The sequence below is a fragment of the Delftia sp. WSY_7 genome, from assembly GCF_043104845.1.
GTDB classification, from domain to species: Bacteria; Pseudomonadota; Gammaproteobacteria; order Burkholderiales; family Burkholderiaceae_C; genus Comamonas; species Comamonas tsuruhatensis.
The window spans coordinates 39,401-57,734 of record NZ_JBICLB010000047.1; the positions used below are offsets into that span (position 1 = coordinate 39,401).

Annotated in this window: 13 protein-coding genes; 7 read left to right on the plus strand and 6 right to left on the minus strand. The window is 66.4% G+C overall.

Annotation, left to right across the window (positions count from 1 at the left end; genetic code table 11):
- Positions 1 to 77 precede the first annotated feature (77 nt).
- From ACF8ME_RS24510 to ACF8ME_RS24525, 4 genes are all read left to right on the plus strand, one after another.
- A complete protein-coding gene (locus ACF8ME_RS24510; protein WP_392418558.1) occupies positions 78 to 1,043 on the plus strand; it encodes a Bug family tripartite tricarboxylate transporter substrate binding protein in 966 nt (321 codons plus the stop codon).
- A 59-nt stretch (positions 1,044 to 1,102) separates the two neighbouring features.
- Complete coding sequence (locus tag ACF8ME_RS24515; protein WP_392418560.1) at positions 1,103 to 1,942, plus strand: HpcH/HpaI aldolase/citrate lyase family protein; 840 nt, start codon at positions 1,103 to 1,105, stop codon at positions 1,940 to 1,942.
- 14 nt (positions 1,943 to 1,956) lie between these two features.
- Positions 1,957 to 3,684, plus strand: a complete 1,728-nt coding sequence (araD, locus tag ACF8ME_RS24520) for an L-arabinonate dehydratase (protein WP_392418562.1) — start codon at positions 1,957 to 1,959, stop codon at positions 3,682 to 3,684.
- A 100-nt stretch (positions 3,685 to 3,784) separates the two neighbouring features.
- Positions 3,785 to 4,897 carry a glycerophosphodiester phosphodiesterase family protein gene (locus tag ACF8ME_RS24525; RefSeq protein ID WP_392418563.1) on the plus strand — a complete coding sequence of 371 codons (1,113 nt, stop codon included), beginning with the start codon at positions 3,785 to 3,787 and terminating at the stop codon, positions 4,895 to 4,897.
- Here ACF8ME_RS24525 and ACF8ME_RS24530 read toward each other — a convergent pair.
- Positions 4,887 to 6,011 carry a phosphatase PAP2 family protein gene (locus tag ACF8ME_RS24530; RefSeq protein WP_392418565.1) on the minus strand — a complete coding sequence of 375 codons (1,125 nt, stop codon included), beginning with the start codon at positions 6,009 to 6,011 and terminating at the stop codon, positions 4,887 to 4,889. The two genes, ACF8ME_RS24525 and ACF8ME_RS24530, sit on opposite strands and share 11 nt — an antisense overlap.
- A 617-nt stretch (positions 6,012 to 6,628) precedes the next feature.
- Between ACF8ME_RS24530 and aspT the strand changes: the two genes are divergently transcribed.
- Together aspT and ACF8ME_RS24540 are read left to right on the plus strand one after the other, a co-directional pair.
- Positions 6,629 to 8,320 carry an aspartate-alanine antiporter gene (gene aspT, locus ACF8ME_RS24535; protein WP_034398603.1) on the plus strand — a complete coding sequence of 564 codons (1,692 nt, stop codon included), beginning with the start codon at positions 6,629 to 6,631 and terminating at the stop codon, positions 8,318 to 8,320.
- Positions 8,321 to 8,384: 64 nt separating this feature from the next.
- Entirely contained in the window at positions 8,385 to 9,980 is a 1,596-nt protein-coding gene (locus tag ACF8ME_RS24540) for a bifunctional aspartate transaminase/aspartate 4-decarboxylase (protein ID WP_047327311.1), read from the plus strand.
- A 41-nt stretch (positions 9,981 to 10,021) separates the two neighbouring features.
- On the opposite strand, the gene ACF8ME_RS24545 is transcribed toward ACF8ME_RS24540, so the two are convergent.
- Entirely contained in the window at positions 10,022 to 10,960 is a 939-nt protein-coding gene (locus tag ACF8ME_RS24545; RefSeq protein ID WP_392418567.1) for a DMT family transporter, read from the minus strand.
- 75 nt (positions 10,961 to 11,035) lie between these two features.
- Here ACF8ME_RS24545 and ACF8ME_RS24550 point away from each other — a divergent pair, with 75 nt between their 5' ends.
- Positions 11,036 to 11,938, plus strand: coding sequence for a LysR family transcriptional regulator (locus ACF8ME_RS24550; protein WP_392418569.1), 903 nt, complete (start codon positions 11,036 to 11,038; stop codon positions 11,936 to 11,938).
- 29 nt (positions 11,939 to 11,967) lie between these two features.
- On the opposite strand, the gene ACF8ME_RS24555 is transcribed toward ACF8ME_RS24550, so the two are convergent.
- From ACF8ME_RS24555 to ACF8ME_RS24570, 4 genes are all read right to left on the minus strand, one after another.
- A complete protein-coding gene (locus ACF8ME_RS24555; RefSeq protein WP_209669114.1) occupies positions 11,968 to 13,236 on the minus strand; it encodes a TolC family protein in 1,269 nt (422 codons plus the stop codon).
- A gap of 77 nt (positions 13,237 to 13,313) precedes the next feature.
- A complete protein-coding gene (locus ACF8ME_RS24560) occupies positions 13,314 to 16,430 on the minus strand; it encodes an efflux RND transporter permease subunit (protein ID WP_392418571.1) in 3,117 nt (1,038 codons plus the stop codon).
- Positions 16,430 to 17,593, minus strand: coding sequence for an efflux RND transporter periplasmic adaptor subunit (locus tag ACF8ME_RS24565; RefSeq protein WP_047327315.1), 1,164 nt, complete (start codon positions 17,591 to 17,593; stop codon positions 16,430 to 16,432). The genes ACF8ME_RS24560 and ACF8ME_RS24565 overlap by 1 nt, the downstream gene beginning before the upstream one ends.
- 102 nt (positions 17,594 to 17,695) lie before the next feature.
- Positions 17,696 to 18,112: a hypothetical protein gene (locus ACF8ME_RS24570; protein WP_012205745.1), complete on the minus strand. Its 417-nt coding sequence runs from the start codon at positions 18,110 to 18,112 to the stop codon at positions 17,696 to 17,698.
- Between the last annotated feature and the right edge of the window lie 222 nt (positions 18,113 to 18,334).

Sequence of the window (18,334 nt, forward strand, 5' to 3'; positions counted from 1 at the left end):
GTTTCCCCTCGTACGTCCGAATGGAGAGCGCTGCCTTTGCTTGAAATGATTGCGCAATCATTCAAGAGGAGACCACCATGCGCCCTTCGTTCTCCAACCGCCGCAGCGCCATGGCGCGGCTGCTTGCTGCGGCCCTGGCTCCGGCATCGATGCTGGCCCAGGCACACGCCCAGGCCCAGGCTGCCTGGCCCATCAGGCCGATCACGCTGGTGATTCCCTTCCCTCCCGGTGGCCAGACCGATGTGGTGGGCCGGCTGGTGGGAGAGCGCCTGTCGCAGCGCCTGGGCCAGCCCGTGGTGGTGGAGAACCGGCCCGGCGTGAATGGCTCGCTGGCCTCCGACGCCGTGGCGCGCGCGCGGGCCGATGGCTACACGCTGGTGATTGGCGGGCCGGGCACACATGCCATCAACCAGCTGGTCAATCCCAACGTGAAGTACGACGCGCGGCGGGATTTCACGCACATTGCCATGCTGGGGCGCGTGCCCATGCTGCTGCTGGCCTCGCCCAGGCTGAAGGTCGCTTCGGTGGCCGATGTGGTGGCCCTGGCCCGGGCCAGCCCCGGTACGGTGAATGTGGCGCTGACGGGCATTGGCTCGTCCAGCCATGTGACGACGGAGCTGCTGCGCCAGGCGGCCGGCGTGAGCTTCAACAACGTTCCCTACAAGGGCGATGTGCCCGCCATGACCGATGTGATGGGCGGCCAGGCCGACCTGCTGTTCGTGCCCGCCACCTCGGCCGTGGGCTTTGCGCAGGCGGGCAAGCTGCGTGCGCTGGCCGTGGCAGGCGAGCGGCGTCTGGCGGCCCTGCCCGATGTGCCCACCATGGCCGAGGCCGGCCAGCCGCAGGTCGTCAACTATTCATGGACCAGCCTGGCGGGGCCGCCGGGCATGCCGGCCGATGTGGTGGAGCGGCTCAACCAGGCCTGCCAGTCCCTCCTGGCCGAGCCCGAGGTGGTGGCCCGGCTGGCCGCCATGAGCAACGAGCCCACGCCGGGCACGCCCGCCCAGGCCGCCAGCTTCATCGCCGCCGAGGTGGCGCGCTGAAGCGAGGTGGTGCGCAAGGGAAACATCCAGGTCCAGTGAACAGCTTCAGGAGAGTCCCCATGAGCATGCTGCCCGCCAATACGTTCAAGCGCGCGCTGCGCGAAGGCCGCCCGCAGATCGGCCTGTGGTCCGCCATTCCCTCCCCCTTTGTCTGCGAGATGATCGGCGGCGCTGGCTACGACTGGGTGCTGCTCGATACCGAGCACACGCCCACCGACGTGCCGCTGATGCTGGGCCAGCTGCAGGCCGTGGCCGCCGCCCTGCCCGCACCGGGCGCCCTGCCCGCGCATGCCGTGGTGCGGCCCGCCTGCAACGATGCGGTGCTGATCAAGCGCTACCTGGACCTGGGCGCCCAGTCCCTGCTGCTGCCCTTTGTGCAGAACGCGCAGCAAGCGCGGGATGCCGTGCGCGCCATGCGCTATGCACCCCAGGGCATGCGCGGCATGGGCGGTTCCACCCGCGCGGCCAACTTCGGGCGCACGGCCGACTATGTGGCATGTGCGGCCGACGAGCTGTGCCTGCTGGTGCAGGTGGAGACGGCCGAGGCGCTGGAACAGATCGAGGCGATTGCGGCCGTCGATGGCGTGGACGGCATCTTCATCGGCCCCGCCGACCTGTCGGCCAGCCTGGGCTATCCGGGCCAGGCGCGCCACCCTGTGGTGAACCGGGCCATCGACCAGGCCATCGCCCGCATCCGCGCCTGCGGCAAGGCGCCGGGGATCCTGATGGTGGACGAGGCACGGGCGCGCGAATGCCTGGAGCTGGGCGCGCAGTTCGTGGCCGTGGCGCTGGACACGCTCTTGCTGCGCGACGGCCTGGATGCGGCGGCGGCGCGCTTCAGGAAAGGGCCGCTGGCCGCGAACCCGCCAGGGCCCGCATTCACTGCCGGCAGCTACTGAGGAGCCCCACAACCATGACACGTTCCCCCGAATCCCTGCGCAGCGCACGCTGGTTTGCTCCCGATGATTTCCGCTCCTTCGGCCACCGCTCGCGCGTGCTGCAGATGGGCTATGGCTACGAGGACTGGATGGGAAAGCCCGTGATCGCCATCGTCAACACCTGGAGCGATGCCAACCAGTGCCATGCCCACTTTCGGCAGCGCGTGGAAGACGTCAAGCGCGGCGTGCTGCAGGCGGGCGGCTTTCCGCTGGAGCTGCCGGCCATCTCGCTGTCGGAAAGCATGGTCAAGCCCACCACCATGGTCTATCGCAACTTCCTGGCCATGGAGACGGAGGAGCTGCTGCGCAGCCACCCGGTGGATGGCGCCGTGCTCATGGGCGGCTGCGACAAGACCACGCCGGGGCTGGCCATGGGGGCGATCTCCATGGGCATTCCCTTCATCTACCTGCCGGCCGGCCCCATGCTGCGCGGCAACTGGAAGGGGCAGGTGCTGGGCTCGGGCTCGGACGCCTTCAAGTTCTGGGACGAACGCCGCGCCGGCCTCCTGGACGAGCAGGCCTGGCGCGAGATGGAAGCCGGCATTGCCCGCAGCCACGGCACCTGCATGACCATGGGCACGGCGGCCACCATGATGGGCATTGCCGAGGCCGTGGGCCTGGCGCTGCCGGGCGCTTCGTCCATTCCGGCCGCCGACGCCAACCACATCCGCATGAGCGCCGAGTGCGGCCGCCGCATCGTGCAGATGGTGTGGGAAGACCTCACGCCCGCCCGCATGCTCACGCGTGCGCATTTCGAGAACGGCATTGCCTGCGCCATGGCCATGGGCTGCTCCACCAACGCCATCATTCACCTGATCGCCATGTCGCGGCGCGCGGGCCATCCGGTCAGCCTCGATGACTTCGACGCCTTCAGCCGCCGCGTGCCCGTGATCGCCAACATCCGGCCCAGCGGCGACCGCTATCTGATGGAGGACTTCTTCTATGCAGGCGGCCTGCGCGCCCTGCTGGAACGTATCCGCCCGCATCTGGACACCGGGGCCATGACGGTCAACGGCAAGACCCTGGGCGAGAACATTGCGGGCAGCCAGGTCCACCAGGACGACGTGATCCGCCCCCTGTCCAGCCCCATCTACGCCGAAGGTGCGCTGGCCGTGCTGCGCGGCAACCTGGCGCCGGACGGCGTGGTCATCAAGCCCAGCGCCTGCGCCCCGCACCTGCTGCGCCACACGGGCCGCGCCCTGGTGTTCGACGACTACCCCAGCCTCAAGCAGGCCGTGGACGACCCCCATCTCGATGTGAACGGCGAAGACATCCTGGTGCTGCGCAACGCCGGCCCCAAGGGCTCAGGCATGCCCGAATGGGGCATGCTGCCCATTCCCACCAGGCTGCTCAAGCAAGGCGTGAAAGACATGCTGCGCCTGTCCGACGCCCGCATGAGCGGCACCAGCTACGGCGGCTGCCTGCTGCACTGCTCACCCGAGTCCGCCGTGGGCGGGCCGCTGGCCCTGGTGCGCACGGGCGACCGCATCACGGTGGACGTGCCCGCCCGCCGCATCCACCTGGAAGTCAGCGACTCAGAACTCGCCACCCGCCGCGCCGCATGGACGCCCCCGCCCGCGCGCTACGAGCGCGGCTATGGCTGGCTGTTCGGCCGCCATATCCTGCAGGCCAATGAGGGATGCGATTTTGATTTTCTGGAGACGGGCTTTGGGCGGGCTGTGCCGGAGCCGGATATTTTTTGAGAATTCCCCGAGCAAAGAGTCCCCGGTAGGTTTGGCGGCTTTCTAGGCAAACATTTTTCGTTACTGCATGATGAAGAAATGTCTTCTACAGAGACCCCACATGCCTCATCGACTGCGCCGCCATCTCCACACCATCACAGTTATCGCCGGCCTGCTCGCCACCACACAGCTTGCACAGGCTTCGCCCCCGGCCTGGCCCCCTGTTCCGGCACTCATAGCGCACCGAGGCTCTTCGGCCCTGAAGCCGGAGATGTCCCAGCCAGCCTTCGAACAAGCCATGCACGATGGCGCCGATCTGCTGGAGCTGGATGTTGTGCTCAGCAAGGACGGAGTCTTGCTCGTTCGTCACGATGCAGCACTTGCTGCAATGGAGGTGAATGGCGAGCCACCCTTTTTGACAACCGACGTGGCAACGCACGCCGAATTCTCGACACGGAAAACCACCAAGTTGGTGGATGGCAAAAAAGAGACGGGATGGTTCGCTGAAGACTTCACATTGCAGGAACTCAAAAGCCTGAGGGCCATTGAGCGCTTTCCCCAGCTACGCCCTTCCAGTGCCAAACTGGACGGCAAGTTTCCACTCCTGACGCTGCAGGAAGTGGCCGACCTTGCAAAGGCCTACACTGCGAAGACCAACCGAAAGGTTGGGCTTCTGGTCGAAATCAAGCACGCCGCCTATCTGAAGGCCCAGGGCCAAGACATAGGCCAGGCCGTATTGAAGTTTCTACAGCACAACCATTGGAGCAGCGCACAGGCTCCGGTTTTCGTCATGTCTTTCGAAGTGGAAGTGCTCAAGCAATTGCGTTCTGCCAGTCCGGTGCGTATTCTGCAGTTAATGCGCATTGGAGATGGGCCACCAGACTTGGCTCAGCAGGGAGTTTCCTACGTGCAGATGAGATCTTCCGAAGGACTTGCCAAGGTTGCCCAATATGCTCAGGGTGTAGCTCTCGCACGGGAAATGGTCATGGAAACAGACCGTGGTCGCTGGATCAGCCTGTCCAGAGTGACGCGCAACGCAAAGGCCGCAGGCCTCTCGGTGCATGTATGGACTCTGCGCCCGGAAAATCTGCACCTGCCCAGCGCTTATCGGAGAGGCAGCGAGCCTGCCGGCCGTGGCGATGCTCTGGAGGAGGCCAGAGCTTTTCTGGGAGCGGGAGTGGATGGCGTGATTACGGACGACCCCGGCGCCATTCGCAGCCTGTTCAAGCGCTGACGGTTGCTGCACTCGAAGTGGTCTTTTTATTTATCAGGCCGATGAAGACTCTGGCTACTCCTACAGATATGAGCGACAGCAGTACTCCAGCAATCAGGTCCAAGAAGTAGTGCATTCCCGTGGCCAAGGTTGCCACCGTAGTCACCGCCGCTATCAAGATCCCAGGAACAAGCAGCCTGGGATTTTTTATATTGCACAAGCAGTATATCGCGGGCAACGCCAAGTGAAAAGAAGGCATTGCAGCCACAAACGCATACGGCGAGATTCTGGAGAAATCATAATCTGAATTCGCTATTTTTTGGGAGTTATTGAATATGAATTTCTGTATCCCAACTATCGGGTGATTCACATCAAACCAACCTAATCCATTGAAGAAGCCGAAATCATAAGCATATGGACCCCAAGCCGGAAAGACGAAATAACTGCCAGCCCCCAGGGTATACAGTGTGAAAAGCGATATCTTGTATCGCTGATAGCTTGCACTCTCAGAAAATAGCGCGCAAGAAATCAATTGACCGAAAATAATGGGATGTATGAGAAGGTAGAAATCTGAAAGAAACTTCTGCAAGCCCGGCTGACTTGCCACCAGAGCCGCGACCTTTCTATGAGGGAGACCAAACAAGTATTCATCCAATGCGAAGATGCTCTGATCAAAAAATTCTGTCTCAACAAATGAGTTTGCCTTGATGACGGTAAACAAATACCCCACAGCAACAAACAGAATCAAGAACAATCCCACACTCGTTACCAAAGCAATTGGCCTGTCTTTTTTAACAGCTGCCAGATATACCAGAAAAACCAATGAGACTATATCCAAAACATCAAAAGGGAATCCTATGACTGAAATAAAAATTGCGGCATATAGAAAAGCTCTTTGATGCACGCCAACAGTATTTTCAGAAAAAACACGCCCCTTGGAAAAAAGTATTGGAAGAAAACATATCACAACCATCAGAGGAAGCGCCATCGGCTGCAATAAATCCTCCTTTATTAAAACGAACGCTGCAGAAAAATCATAAACCCCATTAACCTTTCCCACCTCATTGAGAAAAAATGCAACAAATAAAGTCAACAACGTTGCAAATATGGCTCCATATTTTTCCAGGTAGAGCAATTTTGTCCTTCTATTAAATTCAATTCAAAATTTGCTTCAATCTCTAGCGCTTACTGTTTAATTAGATATTTCCAACAGTTGCAAGTACCAGCGCAGATCATGAAAAACGACAAGTATGATACATTTTTTCTATGAAAAAAAGATTCTCAATAAAACACAAATTATTTGCGCTAAACGTGTTTTGGTAATGGCGTACTGTAAGAAATTGCAAAAATTCTACCAATTTTCTTTTGGACAACTCTTAGCCTCAGTTGCCATTGATCGCCCAAGATATGCCGTCCAGGCAGATTCATCTGAAGGGTGAACTGTCCTAAATCGATTTCAACATCGGCATCAGCTGCCTCTCGCGTGACGGCGCAGTCCTACGCAGGAACTCATATTTGTAATGAATAGTGGACTTGCAACCCAAGAAAATATAAAAATACAATGAAACATGCGCATGTGATTGAGAATTTCTTAATCATGCGTGCTCAATCAGTATTTCTCAATAGATATTTCCCAATAGAAATCGTCGTTCCCCCCCAAGTCCGCGCGCACGCAAGCCCCTGCTCTCCCCTGGCAGCCGTTCCCCGCTGCCTTGCACCGCCGTGGACCTCAACCCAGAAGCAGAGGTGGCTGTGGACTTTCTCAGAAGCATCTTTCATCAGGCTCCGGAAATCGCGCTGTTCGCGGCCTTGGCGCTCGGTTACTGGGTGGGCAAGTTCAGGTTCGGGTCGTTCCAGCTGGGGGGCGTGGCGGGGTCGCTGCTGGCGGCGGTGCTGATCAGCCAAGTGGGGGTGACTATTGATTCGGGCATCAAGGCGGTGCTGTTCGCGCTGTTCATCTATGCCGTGGGTTTCGAGAGCGGGCCGCAGTTTTTCCGCTCGCTGGGTCGGCAGTCGGTCAAGGAGATCCTGATGGCCCTGGTGGTGGCCGTGTCGGGGCTGGTCACGGTGGTGGTGATCGCCCGGGTGTTCCATCTGGACAAGGGGCTGGCAGCGGGGCTGGCAGCGGGCGGGCTGACGCAGTCGGCCATCATCGGCACGGCGGGCTCGGCCATCGAGAAGCTGGGACTGGCGCCCGACGAGGTGCAGCGCATGCAGGCCAATGTGGCCATCGGCTATGCGGTGACCTATATCTTCGGCTCCTTCGGCGCCATCATCATGTGCGTGAACGTGCTGCAGTGGCTGACGGGCCGCAAGATCCGCGAGGACGCGATCCAGGCCGAGCAGGAGCTGCTCAAGGGCGTGCGCGTGTACGGAACCGGCGAGTCACCGGCCGTGCCGGATCTGGTGGGGCGCATTTTCCGCGTGGGACAGGCAGGCCGCACCGTGGCGGAGCTGGAGGCCAGCGCCACCGCCAACGGCGGCACGGTGACGGTGGAGCGCATACAGCGCAGGAACGCGATGGTGGGCGTGGACGGCAGCCTGGCGCTGGAGGCCGGCGACATCATCTTGCTGGTGGGCCGGCGCGCGGCCGTGGTGGCGCTGGGCGCCTCGGTGGGCGAGGAGCTGCAGGGCGCCGAGGGCATGGACGTGGTGATGGTGCGGCGCGACGTGGCCATCTCCAACAACCAGTACCTGAACCGCAGCGTGAAGGACATCCTGGACAGCCTGTCGCAGGAGTTCAAGCACGGCGTGTACGCAGTGGCGCTGATGCGCGCGGGCACGCCGGTGCCGATTGCGCCGGCCACCATGGTCATGCCGGGCGATGTGGTGACGCTGTTCGGCACGCCGCAGGATGTGCAAAAGGCTGCGCAGTCGGTGGGCCCCATCATCGTGCCCAGCGACAAGACGGACTTTGTCTTCCACGGCCTGGGCATCACGGTGGGCCTGCTGATCGGGCTGCTGGTGCTGCGCCTGGGCTCCATTCCCATCACGCTGGGCAGCGGCGGCGGCGCCCTGCTCGCCGGCCTGCTGTTCGGCTGGTGGCGCAGCCGCAAGCACACCTTCGGCAACATGCCCACGGCCGCTTCCACGCTGCTGCGTGACCTGGGCCTGGCCGGCTTCGTGGCCATGGTGGGCCTGCAGTCAGGCCAGCAGGCCGTGACCACGGTGATGCAGCAGGGCCTGACGCTGTTCCTGCTGGGCGTGGTGGTGACCATTGTGCCGCTGCTGATCGCCATGCTGTTCGGCAAGTACGTGCTGCGCTATGACAACGTGGCCGTGTTCGCGGGCTCGCTGTCGGGGGCGCGCAGCGCCAACCCGGCGTTTGGCGAGATTCTGGACAAGGCCGGCAACTCGATTCCCACGGCACCGTTTGCGATCACCTATGCGCTGGCCAATGTGTTCCTCACATTGCTGGGCCCGCTGGTCATCGCCTTTGCCTGATCACCCCTGATCACCCCTGACCGATCCCCAAGGACCACCAAGGACCATCACAAGGAGCTGCGCAATGAGCAAGGATTATCGGAGTCTGGCGAATTTGAGCCCGTTCGAACTCAAGGACGAACTGATCAAGGTGGCCTCGGGCAAGGCCAACCGCCTCATGCTCAATGCGGGGCGCGGCAATCCCAACTTCCTGGCGACCACGCCGCGCCGGGCGTTCTTCCGGCTGGGGCTGTTCGCGGCGGCGGAGTCGGAGCTGTCGTACTCCTACATGACGGTGGGCGTGGGCGGGCTGGCCAAGCTCGACGGCATCGAGGGGCGCTTCGAGCGCTTCATCGCGGAGCACCGCGACCAGGAGGGCGTGAAGTTCCTGGGCAAGTCGCTGAGCTATGTGCGCGACCAGCTGGGGCTGGACCCCGCCGCCTTCCTGCACGAGATGGTGGACGGCATCCTGGGCTGCAACTACCCCGTGCCGCCGCGCATGCTCACCGTGAGCGAGCAGGTCGTGCGCCAGTACATCGTCCGCGAGATGGCCGGCGGCGCCGTGCCACCCGAGTCGGTGGACCTGTTCGCCGTCGAGGGCGGCACGGCGGCCATGGCCTATATCTTCGAGAGCCTTCGCATCAGCGGCCTGCTCAAGGCCGGCGACAAGGTGGCCATCGGCATGCCGGTGTTCACGCCGTATATCGAGATTCCCGAACTGGCCCAGTACGACCTCAAGGAAGTGCCCATCCACGCCGACCCCGACAACGGCTGGCAGTACTCCGACGCCGAGCTGGACAAGCTCAAGGACCCGGACGTCAAGATCTTCTTCTGCGTGAACCCCAGCAACCCGCCGTCCGTGAAGATGGACCAGCGCAGCCTGGACCGCGTGCGCGCCATCGTGGCCGAGCAGCGGCCCGACCTGCTGATCCTCACCGACGATGTCTACGGCACCTTTGCCGATGAATTCCAGTCCCTGTTCTCGGTCTGCCCCCGGAACACGCTGCTGGTGTATTCGTTCTCCAAGTATTTCGGTGCCACTGGCTGGCGCCTGGGCGTGATCGCGGCGCACAAGGACAACGTGTTCGACCATGCGCTGGCGCAGTTGCCCGAGTCCGCCAAGAAGGCGCTGGACCACCGCTACCGCTCGCTGCTGCCCGATGTGCGCTCGCTCAAGTTCATCGACCGCCTGGTGGCCGACAGCCGCGTGGTGGCGCTGAACCACACGGCCGGCCTGTCCACGCCGCAGCAGGTGCAGATGGTGCTGTTCTCGCTGTTTGCGCTCATGGATGAAGCGGACGCCTACAAGCAGGCCCTCAAGCAGCTGATCCGCCGCCGCGAGGCCACGCTGTACCGCGAGCTGGGCATGCCCCCGCTGGAAAATCCCAACTCGGTCAACTACTACACGCTGATCGACCTGCAGAACGTGACCTGCCGGCTCTATGGCGAGGCCTTCTCGCAATGGGCCGTGCAGCAGTCGTCCACGGGCGACATGCTGTTCCGCGTGGCGGATGAGACCGGCATCGTGCTGCTGCCGGGCCGGGGCTTCGGGTCCGACCGCCCCTCGGGCCGCGCCTCGCTGGCCAACCTCAACGAGTACGAGTACGCCGCCATAGGCCGCGCCCTGCGCCGGCTGGCCGACGAGCTGTACGAACAGTACAAGGCGCTGGGCAAGGAGTAGGCCCTGCGCACAAGGCCCGCACGGCTCATCGCCCGCACGGCTCATCGCAGCTGTCGGGCCTTGACCACCAACAGCGCCCCGGCCATCAGGCCCACACCGGCCAGTTGCGCGGCGCCCAGCGCACGCCCGTAGACGGCCCAGTCCAGCACGATGGCTGTCAACGGATAGACGTACTGCAGCACGGCAATGCGGCCCAGCGTGAGGCGCGCCATGCCCGCAAAGAGAATGGCGTAGGCCAGGCCGGTGTGCAGCACGCCCAGCCCGACCAGCCACGCCCAGGACGACGGCGCCTGCGGCCAGCCATGAACCAGCGGCACCCACAGCAGCAGCACGGTGCCGACCGCGCACTGCCACCAGGCCAGCGCAAACGGCGTGACCACTTTCTCGGTCTTGGCCAGGATGGTCACGGCCGCATAGCACAGCGAGCCGGCCAAGCACATCAGCAGGCCGGACACATGGTCCGATCCCCAGGCCGCCGCATCGTCACCCAGCAGCCCCGTGGTCAACACCAGTCCCAGCAACGCCGCCAGCATGGCCGCCACCTGCCGTGGCGCCACGGCCTCGCGCAGCACCAGGGTGCCGAACAGCATGATCCACACCGGCTGGATGTGGAACACGATGGTGGCCACGCCAATGGAGGTGCGCGGTATGGCCGCAAAGAACAGCGCCCAGTTCAGCACCATCAGGACGCCGGTGGCCGCCACCACCGGCCAGCTCCTGCCGCGCACGCGCAACTCCCGCACGCGGCCCGTGGCCAGCCCCCAGGCCAGCAGCGCCAGCGCGCCGAAGGCGCAGCGAAACAGCACAGTGACCAGCGGATGCTGTCCGGCCTCCTGCACGAACACGCCCACGGTGCCCAGCAGCACGCCGCCCGCGATCATCAGCCACTGGCCGCGTGTCTCCTGCGCTGTGGGAGCGGCTTGTGCGGTCGCGGCGGAGGCTAGGGATGCGGCCTGTAAGGAATGGCTTCTGTCTTGCATGGCCACGATCGTCTCGTGGCAGCAAATTCTCGTAAAGCAAATAGTTTGCAGGTTTAGTATTCGATATTCGAATCCATGGAGCATGCCGTGAACCACCCCGACCTGCAGATCGACTGGCTCCGCGCCCTGGTGGCCGTGGTGGATGCGGGCTCGCTGTCGGCTGCCGCGCCGCTGCTGCACCGATCACAGGCCGCCGTGAGCATGCAGATCAAGAAGCTGGAGACCGCCCTGGGCCGGCCCGTGCTGCTGCGCGGCCCGCGCCATCTGCAGCTCACGCCCGCAGGCGCCGAGCTGCTGGGCTATGCGCGGCGCATGCTGGAGCTGCAGGCCCAGGCGCAGGCGGCCCTGTTCGGCCCCGACCTGTCCGGGCGCGTGCGGCTGGGCGTGCCGGACGACTACGCATCCACCTATCTGACGCCCGTGCTGCGCAGCTTTGCAGGCCGCTACCAGGGCGTGGAGATCGAGCTGACCTGCGAGCAGTCCACCGCACTCATCCCGCAGGTGGTGCGCGGCACGCTGGACCTGGCCCTGGTCTCACGCGACAGGCCCCAGCGCGGGCGCCTGCTGTTCCACGAGCCCCTGGTCTGGGTGGGCGCGCCGCAGCACGAGGTGTGGAGGAAGAATCCCCTGCCGATTGCCGTCTACGAGGCCGCCAGCCTGGCGCGCACGGCCGCGCTGTCCAGCTTGGCAGCCCAGCGGCGCGCGCACCGCGTGGTCTATCACAGCTCCAGCCTTGCCGGCCAGCTGGCCGCCGTGGAAAGCGGCCTGGCCGTGGCCGTGTTCACGCGCTGCAGCGTGCCCCCGCACCTGCAGGTGCTGCAGAACCTGCCGGCCGGCTTCGAGCTGCCGCCGCTGGTGTCCATGCAAGTGTCGGCCCTGCGCAGCAAGGCCTCGCAGGGCTCGGCGGCCGTGGATGCCATGTACGGGCAGTTGATTGCGACGCTGGGCCAGGCGCAGAGCAAGTCTGGAGTTGCCTGAGAAATCCGCAGCGGCTTCTGCTCGCTCGCTCAGTCATCAAAATCCCACAGCTCATGCAGATCCAGCCGCAGGCGGCTGTCGCCCTCCAGCGCCTCGCTGCGGGCCAGGCGTTCGGCCAGCAGCGCTTCGGCCAGGGTGCGGCGCACGGCCAGCAGTTCGGTCAGGCCCGATTCGCCGGCGCGGTAGGCGCGCAGTGCGCGGTCGGCGGCGCCCTGCTGCAGCGTGGCGGCGCGGGCCTGGGCCTGGGCAGCGGCACGCTTGCCGGCCAGCAGGCTCCAGAGCACGTCGAACTCCGCGCCCAGGCGGCGCTCGGCCGCCAGGCGGCGGGACAGCGCGGCGTCGGCATCGGCCAGGGCCTGGTCGGCCTGGGCCTGGCGGTGCATCGAGCCCAGGGGCACGGACAGGCTGACGCCCGCAATGCGCTCGCTGCCCCCTCGCTCACTGGTGGCGAACACGCCCACGGTAGGGTCGGGCCGGCGCTCCAGATCGGCACGGCGGGCCTGGCGCAGTGCCAGGGTTTCCTCGGCCTGGGCCAGCAGGTATTCGTGGCTGTGCTCTATGTAGCGCAGGCGCAGCTGGGCCGGTGGCTGCGGTGGCAGATCGGGCAGCGGTGGCAGATCCAGCAGCGGTGGCGCAGCCTCCCCCTCCTTCGTCCGCGCAGCCTCCAGGCCCGGAAAACGCGCCTGCAGGTCGGCCTGGGCCGCCTGGTACGCGGCCTGGGCCGTTGCCAGCGCGGCCTGCATGCGCGCGTGCTCGGCGGCGGCCAGTTCGGCGTCCAGCCTGGCCGCATCGCCTGCACGCAGCCGGCGTTCGGTGACGCGGGCCAGTTCGGCGGCAGCGTCGGCATTGTCCCGGGCGGTCTGCTGCGCCTGGCCTGCGCGCTGTGCGGCAAACCACAGCGCCAGCAACTGGCGTGCGGCTTCGTGCCGCACATCCTGGGCAGCCACGCGCGATGCGGCCTGGGTCGCTTCGGCCAGCTGCGCATCGGACTCGGCCTTGCCACCCAGGCGCAGGGGGCGCTCGACGGCGATCTGCCCCTCGGTAAAGCGCTGGCCCGAGCCGTCGTGCACCCAGCGGCGCTGGCCGCTGGCGCGCACCACGGTTTCATGCGGGCCGGCGCGCAGGGCCTGGGCGCGCGCCGCAGCGCCGCGTTGCGCGGCGTCGGCCGCCTGCACGGCAGGAGAGCGGGCCACGGCCTCGCGCACGGCGGCCTCGGGCGGCAGATGGCTTTGGGCCTGGGCCTGGACAGCGCAGGCACACAGCAAGGCAGCGGCCCAGGCATGCAGCAGGGGTTTCATGGGCATGTTCCTGAAAGAGAGTCCGGCAAGGCCTTGCGCCCTGCAGTGGGGGGAAGTGGTGTGGGTGCGGGTGGCGTTCATGGCCGGGCCTTCCTCTGGCGGCGCGGCAGGCCGAAGCGTTCGAACAGCAAGGGCAGCAGAAGCAGGGTCAGCGCCGTGGAACTGACCAGCCCGCCCGCCACCACGATGGCCAGCGGCCGCTGGATCTCCGAGCCCGGCCCGCTGGCCAGCAGCAGCGGCACCATGCCCAGCGCGGTGATGCAGGCCGTCATCAGCACGGGCCGCAGCCGGTCGCGCACGCCGTGCCGCACCACCTGGGACAGGGGCTGGCCCGCAGCCAGCAGGTTGTTGAAGTGAGAGACCAGGACCACGCCGTTGAGCACCGCAATGCCCAGCAGCGCGATGAAGCCCACGGAGGCAGGCACCGACAGGTACTCGCCCGCCGCACTCAGCGCCGCCATGCCGCCCACCAGCGCGAACGGGATGTTGGCAATGACCAGCAGCGCCTGCCTGGGCGAGCGGAAGGTCAGCACCAGCAGCACGAAGATGGCGCCCAGCGCCAGCGGCACCACCAGCGCCAGCCGCGCGGCGGCGCGCTGCTGGTTCTCGAACTGGCCGCCCCAGACGATGCGCATGTCCTTGAGGCCGGCATCACCGGCGACGGCCGCCTGGGCATCGCGCACAAAGCTGGCCAGGTCGCGCCCTTCGACGTTGACCTGCACCACGGCGAAGCGTGCGCCGTTTTCGTGGTCCACGCGCACGGGGCCGTCGCGGGCCGCCAGCGTGGCCAGGGAGGTCAATGGCCAGCTGCTGCCGTCCGCCGCCGTCACCAGCAGCCCGGCCAGGCCTTCGGGCGACTGGCGCAGCGCCGTGCCGCCGCGCAGGATGAGCGGCGTGCGCGCCACGCCTTCGGGCACGATGCCAATGCGCTCGCCTTCCACCAGGGCGCGCAGTTGCGCCTGCAGGCCATCGCCACTGAGCCCGGACTGGCCCAGCGCCGCGCGGTTGAGCGCCACCTGCAGGTATTGCACGCCGCTGTTGCTGGGCGCGATGACTTCGGAGGCCCCGGCCACCGCGCGCATGCGCGCGGCCACGGCCTGGGCGGCTGTGTCCAGCCGCGCCAGGTCGGGATCGAAGATCTTGATGGCCACGTCGCCGCGCGTGCCGGTCAGCATTTCGGAGACGCGCATTTCTATGGGCTGGGTGAAGCCGTAGATGAGCCCCGGAAAGCCCTGCATGACGTGGCGTATGGCCTCGGCGATGTCTTCCTTGCTGCCGCGCCACTCCTCGCGCGGGCGCAGCACCAGGAAGGTATCGGTCTCGTTCAGGCCCATGGGGTCCAGGCCCAGATCGTCCGAGCCCGTGCGCGCGACGATGGAGCGGATCTCGGGCACCTGCTCCAGCAGCGCGCGCTGCACGCGCCCGTCCATGTCCAGCGAAGCGGCCAGCGAGATGGAGGGCGTCTTTTGCAGCTGCACGATCATGTCGCCCTCATCCATGGTGGGCATGAAGGTCTTGCCCACGGACAGGTAGAGCACGGCTGCCCCGGCCAGCGATGCCCCGGCAATGCCGAAGACCGCAGGCCGGTGGGCCAGGCTCCAGCGCTGCATCCGCTCGAAGCCCCGGGCCACGCGCCGCATCAGCCAGGGTTCATCGCCGCCATGCGAGCGCAGCAGCAGCGAGGCCAGCGCAGGCACCACGGTGACGGCGATGAGTACCGAGGCCCCCAGCGCCAGCACGATGGTCAGCGCCACGGGCGCGAACAGCTTGCCCTCCAGCCCCTGCAGCGTGAGCAGCGGCAGGAACACGATGGCGATGATGGACACGCCGGCCAGCATGGGCACGGAGACCGCCGAGACCGCCTGGCGGATCAGCACGGCCCGGTCCTGCGGCGGGGAGCTGCCTGCCGTTTCGATGGCCGTTCCGCCCGCAGACTCATTCGCCAGCGCGCTTTCTATGTTCTCCACCACCACCACCGCAGCATCCACCAGCATGCCCAGGGCGATGGCCAGGCCGCCCAGGCTCATCAGGTTGGCCGTCAGGCCCGCATGGCGCATCAGCAGGAAGGTGGCCAGCATGGACAGCGGCAGCGTGGCCGCCACCACCAGGGCCGCACGCAGCCCGCCCAGGAACAGGTAGAGCGTGACCAGCACCAGCACGCTGGCCTCGACCAGGGCGCGCACCACGGTGCCCGCCGCGCGCGAGACCAGGTCGCCCCGGTTGTAGAAGACCTGGGTGCTCATGCCCTTGGGCAGCCGGGGAGCCAGTTCGTCCAGCCGCGCCTGCACGGCGTCCACCAGGCTGCGCGCATCCACCCCGCGCAGTCCCAGCACCAGGCCCTGCACGGCTTCGCCACGTCCGTCGCGGCTGACGGCGCCGTTGCGCGTGGCTTCGCCCAGGCGCACGGTGGCCACATCGCCCACGGTGGCGGCAACGCGCCCCTCATGGGCGGGCGCCACGACAATGGCGCGCAGGTCGTCCAGCCCGCGCACGCCGCCTTCCACGCGCACCACCCAGTGCTCTTCCCCGCGGTCCAGCCGGCCTGCGCCGTCGTTGCGGTTGTTGGCCTCCAGCGCCTGGCGCAGCTGGTCCAGCGTCACGCCGCGCGCCCGCAGCCGGGCGGGGTCGGGGATCACCTCGTAGCCGCGCACCATGCCGCCCAGGGCATTCACGTCGGCCACCCCGGCCACGGTGCGCAGCGCAGGGCGAATCACCCAGTCCAGCACATGGCGGCGCTCGGCCAGAGACCATTGCTCACCGTCGATGGTGAACATGAACATCTCGCCCAGCGGCGTGGTGATGGGGGCAAGCCCCCCTTCGGCCGTGGCGGGCAGCTCGCGCTGCAGGCCGGCCAGCCGCTCGGACACCTGCTGGCGCGCCCAGTACACGTCCGTGCCTTCGCTGAAATCAACGGTCACGTCGCTGATGCCGTACTTGGACACCGAGCGAACCATGGTCTTGTGCGGCAGGCCCAGCAATTCCTGCTCGACAGGCGTGGAGACGCGCTGCTCCACCTCCTCGGGCGTCATGCCGGGCACCTTCAGGATCACCTTGACCTGGGTGGGCGAGATGTCGGGGAAGGCATCGATGGGCAGGTGCACATAGGCCCAGGCACCGGCCAGGGCCAGCGCGCAGGCGGCCATCAGCACCAGCGCGCGCTGGCGCAGCGAAAAATCGATGAGGCGCGCCAGCATCACTCACCCCCGCCCAGCAGGCCCTTGAGCGCGGCAATGCCCGTCACGGCAATGCGCGCCTTGGGCGGCAGCGTGCCGCGCACCACGGCCGTGGCCTCGTCGCTGGCCTCCACGGACAGCGGCATGAAGCGCGCCCCCTGCCCGGTGGCGACAAAGACGCCGGTGCGGTTGTTCCAATGCGCCAGCGCCGCAGCGGGTACGCGCAGGCGTGCACCGCCAGAGCCACCAGCAGATCCGCCGGAAGGCCCGGCGTCCGCACCGGCCAGGGCCAGCGACGCGGTCACGCTTTCGCCCACGCGCAGGTCGCCAGCGCGTTCCAGCGCAACGCGCACCCGCATGCCGGCCGATCCATCACCGACCGGGGCCATGCCAGCCACCTTGCCCTGCGCACCGCGCGCCGCCACCTGAACGCGGTCGCCCACGCCGGGCAGCGGCACCTCGCGGCCCAGCAGCAGGTCCAGTTCCAGCGCCTTGGGGTCGGCCACGCGCAGCAGCGGCGCCGAGGCCTCCACACGCGCGCCCGGCACCGCCAGCACCTCGGTCACCAAGCCTGCGCGGGGCGCCACCAGGTGCACCTCGTTGCCCACGAACTGCAGGCCGCTGGCGGCCAGTTCGGCGCGCCGCGCCTGGGCCATGGCCGCGGCCTCGGCGGCGCGGGCCTGCGTGGCCTGCCAGCGGCTGGCGGCGATGATGCCGTCCTCATGCAGCGCCTGGTCGCGCGCCAGGGCCTGGCGTGCCAGGCGCGACTGGGACTCGGCCTCCAGCAGCGCGCGCCGCGCCTCATACAGCTGCGGGCTGGTGAACACCGCCACCGGCTGGCCGGTGCGCACCGTCTGGCCCAGGGCCACGAGCACGCGCGGCACCGCGCCCGCATAGGGGGCGGCCACCACAGCCTGGGCATCGGGCCGCAGCACGACGCGGGCGTGGGCCGAGACCTCGATGCGCTGTGCCGCCTGAATGGGTTCGAAACGCACGCCCAGCGCCTGTGCCTGTTCGGCGGACAAGGCAACGGATGTGGGCGTGGATGCAGATCCGGATGTGGGTGCGGATGCGGATGCGGACGGGGGGTTGGCCGGGCTTGCGGGTGCGGCCTGGGCCTGGGTGGCCATGCCGACGGCTGGCAGCGCAAGTGCGCCGGCCAGCAGCCATGGGGAAAACATCATTCCTGACTCCGGGAAAAAAGACGAACGCCGTCCACGCGCAGGCGGTTCGCTGCGCGCGGGCGAAGAAGGACTGAGGCGGGCCTGTGGACCAGGCCGGGGAGGTCAGGAAGCCAGGGGCGGTGCCTGGGCGGGGGAAGGCCGTATCACGCGCCCGCGCCAGCGCGGACTCAGGCGCATGGGCTGCAGCGGCAGGGCGGGCCGGGGCGCAATGCAGCGCATGCGCGCGGCACGCAGGCCCAGGGTGAGCAAGACCAGGCCGACCACGGCCAGCAAAGGCATGGGCAGCAGGTCCAGCGGCTGTATGGCGTCCTGCACATCGACCTCGAAAGGCTCGACATGGTCTTCATCCACATCGGTGAAGGAGCCGTGGGCCACGAACAGGTGGAAATGCGAGTCGGCCACGCGCGACGGCGCCGCGTGGATGTGCAGGCCGGCCTGGTTCGGAGTGCCGAAATGGCTGTGCAGCAGCGGTATCAGCAGCTGCGCCACCATGATGAGCAGCAGCAAGGCGCTCCGCATGGATAGGCTCCGGATGGCATGCAACATGGCCGGGGATTGTAGTGCCGGTGCCTGCGCAATCGGTTCAATCCCGCAGTTCGGCAAGGGCACATTCACCTGTCACATACCAAAGCAAGCCCCCGCCATCGCGGCAGGCCCGCAAGCCGCACCAGGCCTCGGTTCAAGCTGGAGTGACGGATTTCATTGTATTTTTTCGGATATAACGAAGCCATTCATGGAGCA